General features: G+C 53.2%; 10 protein-coding genes. 2 read left to right on the top strand and 8 right to left on the bottom strand.

Going from position 1 to position 14,612, the window contains the following annotated elements; genetic code table 11:
- Nucleotides 1-38: 38 nt before the first annotated feature.
- Nucleotides 39-539 (bottom strand): M48 family metallopeptidase, encoded by a 501-nt coding sequence (locus WN16_RS00140; protein ID WP_044700945.1) that lies wholly within the window; start codon nt 537-539, stop codon nt 39-41.
- Nucleotides 540-623: 84 nt separating this feature from the next.
- On the opposite strand from WN16_RS00140, the gene rlmG reads away from it, so the two are divergent.
- Nucleotides 624-1,760 carry a 23S rRNA (guanine(1835)-N(2))-methyltransferase RlmG gene (gene rlmG / locus WN16_RS00135; protein ID WP_003024789.1) on the top strand — a complete coding sequence of 379 codons (1,137 nt, stop codon included), beginning with the start codon at nt 624-626 and terminating at the stop codon, nt 1,758-1,760.
- Between the two features lie 128 nt (nt 1,761-1,888).
- Here rlmG and WN16_RS00130 read toward each other — a convergent pair whose 3' ends face one another.
- The 7 genes from WN16_RS00130 to ebgR all read right to left on the bottom strand — a co-directional run bounded on the left by WN16_RS00130 (nt 1,889) and on the right by ebgR (nt 14,001).
- Nucleotides 1,889-3,907, bottom strand: a complete 2,019-nt coding sequence (locus WN16_RS00130) for an NADPH-dependent 2,4-dienoyl-CoA reductase (RefSeq protein WP_016151020.1) — start codon at nt 3,905-3,907, stop codon at nt 1,889-1,891.
- 228 nt (nt 3,908-4,135) lie between these two features.
- Entirely contained in the window at nt 4,136-6,487 is a 2,352-nt protein-coding gene (gene ygjK, locus WN16_RS00125; RefSeq protein WP_044700938.1) for an alpha-glucosidase, read from the bottom strand.
- A 15-nt stretch (nt 6,488-6,502) separates the two neighbouring features.
- Entirely contained in the window at nt 6,503-7,564 is a 1,062-nt protein-coding gene (gene ygjJ, locus WN16_RS00120; protein WP_044700937.1) for a protein YgjJ, read from the bottom strand.
- A gap of 207 nt (nt 7,565-7,771) precedes the next feature.
- Complete coding sequence (locus WN16_RS00115; protein WP_003846220.1) at nt 7,772-9,205, bottom strand: amino acid permease; 1,434 nt, start codon at nt 9,203-9,205, stop codon at nt 7,772-7,774.
- 66 nt (nt 9,206-9,271) lie between these two features.
- Complete coding sequence (locus tag WN16_RS00110) at nt 9,272-9,721, bottom strand: beta-galactosidase subunit beta (protein ID WP_003024776.1); 450 nt, start codon at nt 9,719-9,721, stop codon at nt 9,272-9,274.
- Nucleotides 9,718-12,810, bottom strand: coding sequence for a beta-galactosidase subunit alpha (gene ebgA, locus WN16_RS00105; RefSeq protein WP_103790828.1), 3,093 nt, complete (start codon nt 12,808-12,810; stop codon nt 9,718-9,720). The genes WN16_RS00110 and ebgA overlap by 4 nt, the downstream gene beginning before the upstream one ends.
- 207 nt (nt 12,811-13,017) lie before the next feature.
- Nucleotides 13,018-14,001 carry a transcriptional regulator EbgR gene (ebgR, locus tag WN16_RS00100; RefSeq protein WP_003024771.1) on the bottom strand — a complete coding sequence of 328 codons (984 nt, stop codon included), beginning with the start codon at nt 13,999-14,001 and terminating at the stop codon, nt 13,018-13,020.
- A 209-nt stretch (nt 14,002-14,210) separates the two neighbouring features.
- Here ebgR and WN16_RS00095 point away from each other — a divergent pair, with 209 nt between their 5' ends.
- Nucleotides 14,211-14,543, top strand: a complete 333-nt coding sequence (locus tag WN16_RS00095) for a tRNA-binding protein (protein ID WP_003024768.1) — start codon at nt 14,211-14,213, stop codon at nt 14,541-14,543.
- Nucleotides 14,544-14,612: the final 69 nt, after the last annotated feature.

The following is a 14,612-nucleotide window of genomic DNA, read 5'->3' as shown; positions in this document are numbered from 1 at the left end:
TCAATTTAGCATGCCCTGAAGACAAAGCCAGTGCGCGACTACGCAGTTTGCTTTAACGATTGTTGCGTTAACCACAGGCGGGTATCGAACTCCAGTTGGTGATACTGAGGCTCCATATGACAGCACAGCTGGTAAAACGCTTTGTCGTGCTCTTTTTCTTTCAGATGCGCCAGTTCATGAACGACAATCATACGCAAAAAGGGTTCGGGGGCATTGCGAAAAACGGTGGCCACGCGGATCTCCGCTTTAGCTTTGAGCTTTCCGCCCTGCACGCGAGAAACGGCGGTATGCAGTCCCAGCGCATTCTTCAGAACGTGGATCTTGCTGTCATACATGACTTTATTCAGCGGCGGGGCGTTACGCAGAAACTGATTTTTCAGATCCTGAGTATATTGCCAGAGCGCTTTGTCGGTCGCGAAGTCATGCGTACCCGGATAGCGCTTCTCCAGCACTGCGCCCAGGCGTTGCTCAGCAATCAGCGTTCTCACCTGAGAAAGTAAATTCTCCGGATATCCTTGCAGATAGGTCAACTGACTCATTAGTGCCCCATATAAAGTATAAAAAGTGTATACTCACGCACCCTTTTCAGGGATACGCCGAAATTTTACCATTCAGGAGGGCCGATGAGCCACATAGACAACGGTTTCCGTTCGCTGTCACTTAAACGTTTCCCGGAAACGGATGACGTTAACCCGCTGCTGGCGTGGGAAGCTGCAGATGAATATCTGCTGCAACAGTTGGACGATACCGAAATTAGCGGCCCGGTGCTGATCCTGAATGATACCTTTGGTGCGCTGGGCTGTGCGCTGGCGGAACATACGCCGTACAGCATTGGCGACTCCTATCTCAGCGAGCTTGCCACACGTGAGAACCTGCGTCACAACGATATTGCCGAGTCGAGCGTCAAGTTCCTCGACAGTACCGCTGACTATCCGCAGGCGCCGGGCGTGGTGCTGATTAAGCTGCCAAAAACCATGGCGCTGCTGGAGCAGCAACTGCGCGCCCTGCGTGAAGTGGTCACGCCGCAGACGCGTATCATCGCCGGTGCAAAAGCGCGTGATATCCACACCTCTACGCTGGAGCTGTTTGAGAAAGTGCTGGGACCAACCACCACCACGCTGGCATGGAAAAAGGCGCGCCTGATCAACGGCACCTTTACCAAACCGGCGCTAGCCGATACCGCCCAGACCCTGAGCTGGAAGCTGGAAGGCACCGACTGGACCATCCACAACCACGCCAACGTCTTCTCCCGTACCGGGCTGGACATCGGCGCACGTTTCTTTATGGAACATCTGCCGGAAAACCTGGAAGGCGAGATTGTCGATCTCGGCTGTGGTAACGGCGTGCTGGGCATGACGCTGCTGGCGAAGAACCCAGAAGCCAGCGTGGTGTTTGTTGATGAATCACCGATGGCGGTCGCTTCCAGCCGTCTGAACGTGGAAACTAACCTGCCGGACGCGCTGGATCGCAGCGAATTTATGATTAATAACGCGCTCTCCGGCGTAGAACCGTTCCGCTTCAACGCGGTGTTCTGCAACCCTCCGTTCCACCAGAAGCATGCGCTGACCGATAATATCGCCTGGGAGATGTTCCACCACGCCCGCCGCTGCCTGAAAATCAACGGTGAGCTGTACATTGTGGCTAACCGTCACCTCGACTACTTCCACAAGTTGAAGAAGATTTTCGGCAACTGCGTAACCATCGCCACCAATAATAAATTCGTGGTGCTAAAAGCGGTCAAAACCGGTCGCCGTCGTTAAGCCCTTGTGCCGGATAGCGGCTAACGCCTTATCCGGCCTACACGAGCTGCCTCGTAGGCCTGATAAGCGTAGCGCCATCAGGCAAAGATGTGCGCAGTTGCCTTATCCGACCTACGGGATACAACGTGTTAAATCTCCAGCGCTAAGCGGGTCCCCTGCGCAATAGCGCGCCGGGCATCCAGTTCCATCGCCACATCGCAGCCGCCGATCAGATGCACCGTTTTACCTGCCGCGTGCAGCGGATCGACCAGTTCACGGCGTGGCTCTTGTCCGGCGCAAATCACCACGTTATCCACGTTAAAGATCACCGGTTCGCCGTTCAACACGACGTGTAACCCATCATCATCAATCTTCTGGTAGCTGACTGCCGGGATCATTTTCACGCCGCGTGAGAGCAGGGTGGCGCGATGGATCCAGCCCGTCGTTTTACCTAAACCTTGCCCCGGTTTGCTGGCTTTACGCTGCAACATTACTATCTGGCGCGGGCTGCGGGATAAGTGCGGACCTTCCGGGCGTAAGCCGCCAGGCTGTTGCAGGCTGGTGTCGATCCCCCATTCCACGCAGAACTCCGCAATGTTCTGGCTGGTGGCTTCACCGGGTTGACTCAGATACATGGCTGTATCGAAACCAATCCCGCCGCAGCCAACGATCGCTACGCGTTTGCCCACTGGCGTTTTATCGCGCAGAACGTCGAGATAGCTCAGCACTTTTGGATGTTCGATCCCCTCAATCGGCGGCATACGTGGCTCGATCCCGCTGGCAAGGATCACTTCGTCGAAAGTGTGCAGATCGTGTGCGCTGACAAAATGATTCAGCTTCAGGGTCACGCCAGTCACGTCGATCATCCGGCGGTAGTAGCGCAGGGTTTCATAGAATTCTTCTTTGCCGGGGATCTGTTTGGCGATATTAAACTGCCCGCCAATTTCGCCATGTGCGTCAAACAGCGTGACGTGATGTCCGCGTGCGGCGGCATTAATGGCGAAGGCGAGGCCCGCAGGACCCGCACCGACAACCGCCAGATTCTTTGGCACAGCTGCCGCAACGATCGGCATTTTGGTTTCATGGCAGGCGCGCGGATTGACCAGGCAAGAGGTGACTTTACCGACAAAGATCTGATCCAGACAGGCCTGGTTACAGCCGATACAGGTGTTGATCTCATCCGCTCGTCCGGTTTGCGCTTTTGACAGCAGTTCGGCATCGGCGAGGAACGGACGGGCCATCGACACCATATCGGCATCGCCACGGGCCAGAATGTCATCGGCGACCTGGGGATCGTTAATGCGGTTGGTGGTGACCAGTGGGATTGTCACATGCCCTTTCAGCTTACGCGTCACCCAACTAAACGCGCCGCGCGGTACCGGGGTAGCGATAGTGGGAATACGCGCCTCATGCCAGCCAATACCGGTGTTAATGATGGTGGCCCCGGCGGCTTCTATAGCCTGCGCCAGCTGGACGGTTTCGTCGAAGGTTCCGCCGTTTTCTACCAGATCGAGCATCGACAGGCGGAAGATAATTATAAAGTCATTACCGGCACGCTGACGTACCGCTCTCACCACCTCAACGGCAAAACGCATCCGGTTGGCATACTCACCGCCCCATTGGTCATCGCGCTGGTTGGTACGCAGAGTCAGGAATTCGTTGATGAGATACCCTTCCGACCCCATCACTTCTACGCCATCGTAGCCCGCTTCCCGCGCCAGTTGGGCGCAATGGGCAAAATCTTCAATCAACTGCAGCACTTCATCGTGCGTCAGCTCATGTGGCGTAAAGCGGTTAATGGGGGCCTGAATAGCAGATGGTGCCACCAGATGCGGCTGGTAGCTGTAACGCCCGGTGTGCAGGATTTGCAGGGCGATTTTGCCGCCTTCGTCATGAACGGCATCGGTAATGACACGATGGTGTGCAAGCTGGCTGCTGTCGTTGAGCATCGCGCCGCCTTCCATCCCCACGCCGGAAAGCGCAGGCGCAATGCCTCCGCTCACAATTAACGCTACGCCGTGACGAGCGCGCTCGGCGTAGAACGCGGCCAGCCGTTCTGCACCATCGGGATACTCCTCCAGCCCGGTATGCATTGAACCCATCAGCACGCGGTTTTTAAGCGTGGTGAAGCCTAAATCGAGCGGGGCGAACAGCGACGGATAGCTCATAAAGGTGTCCAGTATGTAAAATTATTGTTATGTGGTCGGATGAGTTCTAATTTAGCCGTCGCCGCGTAAAAGGGAAAAGGGGAATGCCGTGATTGTGATGGGATTCAAAAAAGGAGTGGAGCCAGAGAATGAATTTGCCGGATATCGGTGCAAGCACCTAATCCGGCCTGTGAAAATGTGTCTTTTTAGGCCGGATAAGCGAAGCGCCATCCGGCGGTATGTCACAGATTACTGTTTTTTAAGAAAATCGTTGTACAGCATATAGAGATGTGCCGCGCTCCAGGAGAAGTTTGGCGCGCCCTGCTGTGCACCGGTCAACGGGTTATAGTTCTCCTGAATCGGACCGTCTGCGGTGAGGCCTTTGGCGTGGCTGAAGAAGGTATCCGCCAGTTTTAACGCTTCATCGCGATAGCCATAACGCTCCATCCCTTTTAGCCCAAACCAGAACTGATCCACCCAGACGCGCCCGCGCCAGTAGATGTCCGCGCCGAAGGCGGGGTTGGTTAGCGCTGCAGTACCAAGTGGTACAAAGGTGTTGAACTCTTTGGGATCGAGCATCACCTTAACCACCGCATCCGCATGGGGCTGCGTTGCCGCCCCGTTAAACAGCGGCGACCAGCCTTCCGGCCCTTTGCCACGTTCGACGATTGGTTTACCCGCACAGCCGTTGGTCAACGGGCTATCTTCGATCCTCACGTCATAGAAGAATCGGGTGTCTGGGTCGAACATGCAGGTATTGATGTAATCCGCCAGTTTTTGCGCCAACTGGCGGTAGCGCTGCGCTTCTTTGTGTTTACCGAGCAGGGTCGCCATCTCCGCCAGATAATGGTTGTCGCTGTACATATAGCTGGCCTGATCGACCGATTCCTGCAGCAGCGAGTAACCCAGCAACTTACCGTCGTTACTGCGGTTTTCGGCAAATTTGACCACCCAGTCGCTGCGTTTCCCACCGTTAGCGACGTATTTATCCAGTTGCTCTTTGTCGATAAAACCAAAGACTGCCGCATCGTCACGCCCGGATTCCCAGGAAGCAGCAACCTGTGCTGGGATCTCGAGGCTGTCATACTGGCCTTTACTGGTGATGTTGGCATAGTTTTTCAGTCCAGAAAGGGTTTCTTCCTTGTCGCCATTTTTCACCGTAAACAGCATTTCACCGCTGTCGGTATTGTGGGCTTTATCGCGAGTCGCGCCGTATTCCGGTACGCCGTTGCCGTTATGATCGCGGTTTCGCAGCCACCAGTCGTGATATGCAACCAGCTTTGGATACATCTCTTCGAGCCAGGCCTTATTCTTGGTGACGTTGTAGACTTCCATCACCGACCAGGCCGCGAGGCTTGGCTTGGTGTTACGCTCGTTCCAGTTGCCGCCGTCGCCGCCGCGCTCGGGGCTAAGGTTCCAGGCAATCAGGTCGGGAATGAATCCGGCGTCCTGCGGGCGAACGGGATCGCCGGGTTTAATCTGCCATGAAAAGACGGCGCGAATGTTCTCTTTGGCGATCTCCGGGTTAAAGTGCGCCATGGCGAAGGCCTGCTTCCAGGTATCCCACGGCCAGGTCTGGTTGCCGGAGAACCAACGGCCGGTAACCGACGGCGTCACGGTATTGTGTTTTACCGCGCCACCCGGCGAGCGCCAGTTACCGTTCAGCGTTTCGATCGCCTTCACCGCCACTCGGGTTTGTTCTGGCGTGGCGTCCGGGTTGTTTAAGCCTCTCTTGAGATAGTCGTCCCAGCGCTGCTGCGAGGCGAGCATGTAAGAAGAAGGACGCGCCAGAATATCGCGGATCTGCGGCTGCTCTTTTGCCACATCTTCGGCGGTAAGCAGATGAGACCAGGTGGTGTAAATCGTCGTCGAACCGTTGATATGGGTCTTCCCCGTGAAGCGATGACCATTAACCGTGGTTTTCATGGCGACAGATTTATGCACCTGATACTCCGACTCGCCGGAGGTGAGCAGATCCCAGGTTGAACGCACCTTGCCGAAGGTGACTTTCAGGCCGTCGTGCGTGGCGGTGATTTTGCGCTGATAGCCAGGGAACTCGCCATCAATGGTTTTATCCGACAGGGCTTTTCCCTCTTTTGCCTCCAGTTTTTCCAGCAGTTCGCCGTCCCACACCAGATCCAGCGGCGAGTTGCTGGTGATTTTGGTTTCCAGCAGCGAAGTGCGCGGACTGGCGAAGCGTAGCGTCATCTCTACCTGTACATCTTTTGATGACAATTTCTGTACCAGCGCCCCGGGAATGCTGTAAGCCTCGAGGGCAAAATCGACCTTTTTACCGTGCTGATACACCGTCAGTCGGTCAAAATTATTGGCCATAAAGTTGATGTACTCTTCGGTCAGCAGTGCGACGCCAGGAAAGCCGCCCATTGTTGCGGGGCCATCTGGCAACAGATGCCCATGCCATGAGCCGAGGTCGAAAAAGGGATTAAAACGCTGGTGGTCGTCGTGATCGTAGTCATGCATGTAGTCCGGCGCACCGGTGCGATTAATGATGTTTTTGAAGTCATTAACGCTGGCGGCATGCGCAGAGACGTTCATCAGCAGGAAGCAGGCCAGCGGCGTAAGAAGAGGTTTGATATTCATGAGTTCCGGTCCTTGTTACCAATAGAAATATTGCATCAGGAAGATTTGGTCACTCGGGTCACCAGATGCATTCTGCATATAGAACCGGCTGTCGAAGGCGGTAGCGAAACGTCCGCCGCCGTATTCATACCAGATACCGAACTGCATAAAGGACGTGGTTTCTTCCTCGGCGCGATCCGGTCGGTGTTTGGCGTAGCTATATGCGGTGGAGAGGTAAACGCCTTTTAGCGCTTCATACATCGCGCTGACCATATAGCCGGTCTCGGTGCCGGATACATCCAGCCCGTCGGCGCGACCCGTGTGGTGCCACGCGCGGGCGGCGAAGTTGGGCGAGAGGATGCCGGTCAGGAACAACTGTCCGGTACCGTCCGTTATCTCCAGACCGTTCATCCAGGTTACGCCTTCAGTCAGGTCGTACTGGATGTAACCATTCATCATAGCCGGATAGGTATATTTATCGTCGTAGCGATCGTATTTACCAAAGTGCAACCAGGCTTTGCTTTCATCGTGATGTCCGGCGGGTGTAGCGGTCACGCTATAGCGCAAAGGGCCGGTCAGGTTTTGCACCTTAATGGCGGTCATGATGTCTCGGGTATTCGGAATAACGTAGCCCAGGTCTGGCGTGAAATCCCCCCACCATTGCAGGTCATCCAGCGAGGAGTCCTGGCGCAGGCTGAGCATCACCTCTGTTCCAGCATCGGTACGGTAACCACCGTAAAAGCGGTTGATCCCGCCTTCGAATCCGCCCCAGCTATGGTCAGGAACCCAGGCATTGCCTTGATGGTCGGCTTGCACGGTCCAGCCCTCGCCGTAGATCAGACCAAACCATGAACCGTGTTTTATCTCCAGGCCACCTTCAATGTAAGTACCGTCGCTGTATTTATGCTTATCGTTTCCTTCTAAATCCATATATCCACCCATGCCCAATTCGCCATAAAAACGAAAAGAGGGGGAGGTTATGGCAGGTGTTTTCGTATCGTCGTGTTCAGCAGGGCGAACTTCTTCTGCACCCAGAGAAGAGACGCAGAAAAAGGGCAGGGCAATAATTGCCCTGCAATAATGGTTAATGTTATTCATGCTTCGATCCTAAGCAAATAAAATATAATTTTTATTGTTATATACCCTTCATACTTCAAGCTGCATGTGCGTTAGCTACGTTCGTTCACCCCAGTCACATAGTTATCTATGCTCCTGGGAATTCACTCACTTGCCGCCTTCATGCAACTCGAATTATTTTGGTTATAGCCTTGGAGAATATTGTTTATTGTTATTATGTTTTAGTCATTAATTGATATTTGAAGCGGGAGCAGCCTCAATAGCTTTTTCTTCTTTAGTTAGCCCTTTGATGTATTTACTGTATTTCCACCAGGCAAAACCGAGGAAAATAACAATCCCACCGACGTTATAGAAAATAATGGTTATGATATTTCCGCCGCTCGGGAAGGTAGAGGCAATAAATCCGATAGTGAACAGGACGATCAGCATTGATACCACAATAATGCCGGTTTTTTGCGAACCCATACGGAAGTCGCGCGGTAAGTGGTCCAGTTTTGCGCGCAGATTCAGGTAGGCCAGCATAATAAACAGCGGCGGCAGCATCGATGCGGCGGCGGTCATGTTGATGATGGTGTTCATTAAGTCTTGCACGGTATTGGAACCGAGCGTTGGGATAATCATCAGCGGGATAACGATCAGAAACTGGATCCACGCTGCGCGGGCCGGTACGCCGTTTTCATTCAGTTCGACGGTTTTTTTACCGAAAATACCCGCCGGAATTTCAGAGAAGAAGATCTTCACCGGCGTTGCGGTCCACATCAGCAGAGAGCCGAACATCGCGGTAAAGGAGACCAGGCCGACAAAGCGGTTAACGATCAGTTCCGGCAGGCCAAAGTATGCCGCCAGACCGTGGAATACCTGCACCGATCCACCGGTAAACTTCAGCTCTTTGCTGCTGACGAAGACGTTGATCAGCACCGAGGAGATGGAATAAAGCACGCCGATAAAAATCCCGGCAATGATAATGACCTTCACGAACGATTTTGACCCGCCCTTGACGTCGTTGACATATACCGCCACGGACTCCGCGCCGCCTGCCGCCATGAATATCCAGGTGGTGATACCGAGGAATGCCCAGTTAAAATTCGGGATCATTGCATCAACGGTGATGGGGTCAGCAGGCTGCACGCCGCCCACCAACGCAGTACCCGCCAGTAAAATGTAGGACAGCGTCAGCAGCAGCATTAACGTGGAGGTGACGGAGGTAATCGGCCCCAGCATTTTTGCGCCGTTGGTCGAAACCCAGGTCGAGAAGGCAAACAGCACCATACTTAACACGGTTGTGGCGAAGGGCGTCAGAATGTATTCGTAGCCTAAAAATGCGTACGAGGCATAGGCGATAACGCGCGGGAGTAACGAGGTAAAAAAGAACAGGTTAACGAACCAGTAGGTGTAGGCGGTAATAAAGGCCCAGCGCCCGCCCAGAGAGCTTTTCACCCATGCGTAGACACCGGCTTCGGAGTTTTTATTCAGCGAAACAAATTCGGCGATGATTAAGCAGAATGGAATAAAGTAGAAAATTGTCGCGAGGAAAAACATCGGTGCGGATGCCAGACCAAGCTCAATATTATTGTTGATAACGTTATTAAAACTATAAACCGCGGCAAAGGTGAGTGAAAGTAAGCCGAACTTGCCGATGGTATTACGTTTGGTATCAGACATAGCACATCTCCGATTCCTGATTATTATAGGGTACTGGCGGCGCAACGTCGGCGCCGCCTGTGTTTTTTATTTATTATGAAAATAACCATCTTCGATGGTGACTTTGAGTACGACTTTCTTCACTACGCTATTACAGATAAAACGATAGGCTTCATGGTTGTCACAAATAACCATTTGTCCTTCGTGCACTTCTACGGTTTTTCCGCAGCCTTTCAAATATTCGCGGTCGGTTTCATCGCGATAATATTCAACCACCTGGAGATCCTCTTTGGCGGCATACTCTATTTTTTGCTGTCCTTGCAGGTAGTAATGGATCTCAAAATAACGACGATGACCGGTAAACAGCGCATCGGTTGCAGAGTCTGTCTCTACGCGGTAGCTCAGAGAATCACCGATAGAGTGAGCGACGCCTGGCTGAATATTGTCAATATTTTCAATGGCCTCGACGCAGCGTTGCCATTTCCGACCCGAAGCATAGCGTTGCTGGAACTGCTCTAAGTTGTCGATGATCCTCATTTTGTATTCTCGCTGTGCATATTCGTGGAAAAGAACCCGGTGCCAAAGGCACGGTTGGCGGTGGTTTGAGCGCCAGACTCACTGCCGGCAACCGGCAACAACGTGAAGCCGTAGCTGAATGACGTAAACCAGACGCGCCAGGAATCAAGTACCTCGCTTCCCCACGAGTTAGAACCTAAGCCCAGTAGCTGATGGTCCAGATTGAGAGTGATGTCATCGCTGTGCTGCAGCTCATTACAGTGCTGTGCGGCAAAGATATTTTCTGGCGTATAACGCCAGGCGCTCAGGTTGACAGGGCGCTGCGGAATCACTAGCAGACCGTTACCGTGACGATTGGTTAGCGTTGCCCAACGTACGTCCTGACGATTGCCGTTGTTTTGCGGGAACGGATAATTCTCGAACATCTCATCCACGCTGCTGCGCCAAATGTCGATGATGTTGGCCTGCTGACTATCGGCATAGTTTTCACCAGGACCACGTCCGTACCAGGCCACCTGTCCCAAATCACCGCTGATGCCCATCGTGAAGCCGATGCACGGAATAATGTCCCGGTACTCGCCGTAAGGCTGGCCGGAAAGCTCCACATTCAACTGACCGTCTGCGGCAATCCGCCAGCGATAGGTGCAGCGCATACCGAAATCAAATACCGGCGGGGCGATAATCGTTTGGCTGGTGATGAGCAGCGCATCTTCGGTTTGCTCAAAGGTAAAGTCGCGCAGATGCTCCTGCATTATCTGTATATGATTTGGCTGCCAGAGGCCTTCGAACTCTTGCTTGTGGTTATCTATGGTTGGTTTGAAGAAATTAATGTTCGGCTCGCGGGTAATCAGCTCTTCACCATTGACGTTCCAGCTAATGGGTTTACCGGTCAGCTTTGAGAACGTCAGATGGAAGTTATAACCGCGAACGGTGCAGCTCTGGCGGTTCTCTTCCAGCGTCAAAGGGGTGGCGTTTTGCAGACTGAACGGTACGGCAGTCGCCGTTCTGGCCTTCAGCGGGAACTGATAAGTCGCGATGTGATGCCCGGCTTCGCTGTATAACGTGCGGGAATCTTTCGTCACGGTGACGTTGAGGAACGCCTCGCGCGCATCCAGCTCCGGCAGCGTGCATTGCAGCAGCGTATCGCTGTTGGGAGGAACGTCGCGCAGTTTTATCTGCTGAGCAGAGAGCGTATCTCCTTCGGCGCGAACCTCAATATGCAAGGTGTAGTCGTCAAGCGTAGTGAACCACAGTTTGTTTTCTACCCGCAGCTCGCCGCGAGCCAGATCCTGCGCGCGCACTTTCACTGGTGCAATTACCTGCTTGTACTCTTGCAGACCCGGGCCTGGGGTTTGATCGGAATAAATCAGGCCATCAAGGCAGAAGTTGTAGTTGTTCGGGTAGTCGCCGTAGTCACCGCCATAGTTGTACCAGACGTTACCGTCTTCATCTTTGGCCTGAATCCCGTGATCGCACCACTCCCAGACATAGTGTCCCTGAATGCAATCATGCTGATAGAAGACGTTCTGATATTCCGTTAGCCCGCCGGGGCCGTTGCCCATTGCGTGAGCATATTCGCAGATGATGCGCGGCTTAGGATGTGGGTATTCACCAAACTCATTCATCAACGGTACGCGGGTGTACATGGTGGAAATGATATCCACCACTTCGGCGTCACGATCTTCTTCGTAGTGGATCAGACGCGTGTCATCCAGCGCTTTTGCCGCGTGGTACATGGCGCGAATATTACAGCCGTAGCCGGATTCATTGCCGAGCGACCAGATGACGATCGACGGGTGGTTTTTCTGCGCGTGGACGTGGCGTACGATGCGCTCAACGTAGACATTTTCCCACAGCGGATCGTCGGTGATCCGGCTGATATCGCCGATATTAGCGAAGCCGTGAGATTCAACGTCGGTTTCGGCCATGACGAACAAACCGTAGATATCGCACAATTCATAGAAACGTGGATCGTTCGGGTAATGGGCGGTGCGTACGGAGTTGATGTTGTGCTGCTTCATTAACAGCAGATCTTTTTCCACGCGATCCATACCGACCGCGCGACCCTTGAGATGATCGTTATCATGACGGTTGACGCCATGCAGCATGACATAGCGGTTATTGATGTAAAACAGACCGTTGCGAACGTTGATATCGCGGAATCCGACGCGCTGCGGCACAACCTCAAGGATGTTGCCGCTGGCATCTCTCAGGGTCATAACCAGATGATAGAGATACGGCGATTCCGCCGACCACTGCTGTGGTGCGCTGACCTTGAAATTGAACGCGGTGCGGGTGAGTTTATCCACCGTCAGAGCGTTAATCACACCGCTATGCAGTGCCTGCTCACCGTCAAACAAAGTGTATTCGAGCGATGCCATCGTTGGTGTGGAGGCGATGTTTTCCAGCGCGATGTCGCAGGAGAGGGTGGCATCGCGATAGTCATCATCGAAATCGGTACGAACAGTAAAATCCTGGATATGGGTCGCCTGTTTGCCGACCAGATAGACGTCGCGGAAAATTCCCGCCGACCACCACATATCCTGGTCTTCAACGTAGGTGGAATCAGCCCATTGCATGACGCGAACGCACAGCAGGTTGTCACCTGTTTTCACCACCGCGCTGATATCAAACTCGGCCGTCAGGCGACTGCCTTTGCTGAAGCCAACGTACTGACCATTCACGTAAACTTCGAAGTAGGTTTCTACGCCATCAAATTTAATCAGCGTCTGTTTACCCTGCCAGCCTTCGCTGAGAGAGAAAATACGCTGGTAGGCTCCGGTGGGGTTATTGGTCGGTACGTAGGGGACATCAATCGGGAAAGGAAAACCTTCGTCGGTATACTGCAGCTTGCCGTGCCCTTCCATCTGCCACATACCGGGTACGGTGATGTTGCCCCAGTCGCTCATAAACTGCGACGTAAAGGCTTCCGGCACCTGCAGCGGATGCTCAAAGAACTGGAAATTCCACTGACCGCTCAGCAACTGAAAGAGGCTGCTGGTTTCGCGGGCAAACGAGCGAGCCTGCGCAACGGAGTCGTAAGAGAAAAAATATGCGCGTGGCGCCAGTCGATTTTCGTGGGTGAGCTGAATGTTTTCCCAGCGATTCATAAGGCCTCCCGGTGGAGAAAAATCGGAACCATTCATTTTAATGGTGAGTAAGTGTAATTGATGGTGATTTTAGTAAAAGTTTTACTAAAATATAGCGAGTGAGGTGATTTACTTTAACTGGATCACGAAAATAATTCGGGCGCAGAAAAAAATGCATGACAATGCGCGCCCGGCTTCAGCAGAAACCGGACGGATTAACGGGGGATTTTAGCGGGTGGTGCCGCGCAGTTTCAGCTTGCTGGGAACAAAAACCAGCAGGGGAAGTGCACGTCCGTCGCGGGCTTTCTCAAACAGCAGGTTGACGCCCTGACTGCCCATCATTTCTGAATGGATGCGTACGGTGGAAAGCGGAGGAAAGGTGAAGCGCGCCGTCGGGATATCATTAACGCTAATCAGCGAAATATCCTGCGGAATGTTCAGTCCACGCTCGTGAATGGCGCGCAGAACGCCAATAGCAATCGAGTCAGAAGCCACAAACAGGGCGCTGGGATAGTCGGCTTTCGCCAGCATTTTTTTGGCCAGTTCATAGCCTGATGAACTGGAGAAGCCGCCGCGATAAATATCCTGTTCTGAAACGACCTGCTGCAGGCGACCGTATTCGACAAACGCGGCTTCGCGGATATCAGCCTTGCCAGGCTGATCTTCGCCGCCGATGAAGCCAATGCGGGTCACGCCCTGGGCGATGAAGTAGTCAATGCTCTCTTTACTGATGCGGGCCAGATCGATATCGACAGCGTCATATTCACTGCCGGGTTCATGAAAATCGATAAAGCAGATGTTGTCGGTAAGCGCTGTTGCCGCCTCGCGCAGCGCAGGAGAAGGCTTGCCGACAATAAGAATGCCGGTAATGTTTTTGCTCTCCGGCAACCCACTGTGCTCATAGCAGTTGGTCAGTTCAATCCCCAGCTTCTCGCACTGGGTTTCAATCCCATGGCGGATCGCGAGATAGTAAGGATCGTTGATTTCCAAATCCTGCTGATAGCTGTAGAGCGCCAGAATATGCTGGGGGCCGAGTGCGCTGGTCTGGTTCTTACGGGCGCTGCTGGTTTTGTACTCCAGCTTTTCCGCGATCTCCAGAATGCGATGCTTGGTCTCTTCTTTTACATTCAGCGTGGGGTCATCGTTTAAAACCCGGGACACTGTCGCCAGGGACACGCCAGCTTCGATTGCGATGTCTTTAAGTGTTGCCATGTTTGCCTTTTCCCTGAGTTACCTGCGCATTGTAAATGAAGTGCTTATCTATTCATCTGTTTTCAGTAAAAAAAGCACGTTTAATTGACATGCTCGGGGTAAAACTGGGCTTGCAGAGTGTGATGGATACGTCATTTCCCCGCTTTTGAGAACAATGCCCGGAAAATAGTTTGCTAGTATTTAGTAAAATTTTACCAAAGGAGAAAACAATGGATACTGTCGCATTTGCTGATTTTGCCCGCATGGAAATACGTGTTGGAAAAATCGCACAGGTTAAGCGCCATGACAATGCCGATAAGCTGTATATCGTACAGGTTGATGTGGGAGAACGTACGCTGCAAACCGTGACCAGCCTGGTGCCTTATTACAGCGAAGAGGAGCTGATGGGGAAAACGGTGGTGGTGCTGTGTAATCTGCAAAAGGCCAAAATGCGCGGTGAAACATCAGAGTGTATGCTGCTGTGCGCTGAGACGGACGATGGCAGCGAAAGCGTGCTGTTAACGCCAGAACGGGTGATGCCTGCAGGCGTGCGGATTGTTTAAATTGTGCTGATGCCGGATGGCGGCTACGCCTTATCCGGCCTACGTTTGCTCACGCAGGCCGGACAGACA

The organism is Citrobacter sp. ABFQG, assembly GCF_004322975.1.
Classification (GTDB): Bacteria; Pseudomonadota; Gammaproteobacteria; order Enterobacterales; family Enterobacteriaceae; genus Citrobacter; species Citrobacter freundii.
This window is presented reverse-complemented; position numbering and strand designations above follow the sequence as displayed.

Excerpts from the sequence above, each read along its gene's own strand:
- WN16_RS00140 (WP_044700945.1), bottom strand. The coding sequence starts at position 539 with ATGAGTCAGTTGACCTATCTGCAAGGATATCCGGAGAATTTACTTTCT.
- rlmG (WP_003024789.1), top strand. The coding sequence starts at position 624 with ATGAGCCACATAGACAACGGTTTCCGTTCGCTGTCACTTAAACGTTTC.
- WN16_RS00130 (WP_016151020.1), bottom strand. The coding sequence starts at position 3,907 with ATGAGCTATCCGTCGCTGTTCGCCCCGCTCGATTTAGGCTTCACCACG.
- ygjK (WP_044700938.1), bottom strand. The coding sequence starts at position 6,487 with ATGAATATCAAACCTCTTCTTACGCCGCTGGCCTGCTTCCTGCTGATG.
- ygjJ (WP_044700937.1), bottom strand. The coding sequence starts at position 7,564 with ATGAATAACATTAACCATTATTGCAGGGCAATTATTGCCCTGCCCTTT.
- WN16_RS00115 (WP_003846220.1), bottom strand. The coding sequence starts at position 9,205 with ATGTCTGATACCAAACGTAATACCATCGGCAAGTTCGGCTTACTTTCA.
- WN16_RS00110 (WP_003024776.1), bottom strand. The coding sequence starts at position 9,721 with ATGAGGATCATCGACAACTTAGAGCAGTTCCAGCAACGCTATGCTTCG.
- ebgA (WP_103790828.1), bottom strand. The coding sequence starts at position 12,810 with ATGAATCGCTGGGAAAACATTCAGCTCACCCACGAAAATCGACTGGCG.
- ebgR (WP_003024771.1), bottom strand. The coding sequence starts at position 14,001 with ATGGCAACACTTAAAGACATCGCAATCGAAGCTGGCGTGTCCCTGGCG.
- WN16_RS00095 (WP_003024768.1), top strand. The coding sequence starts at position 14,211 with ATGGATACTGTCGCATTTGCTGATTTTGCCCGCATGGAAATACGTGTT.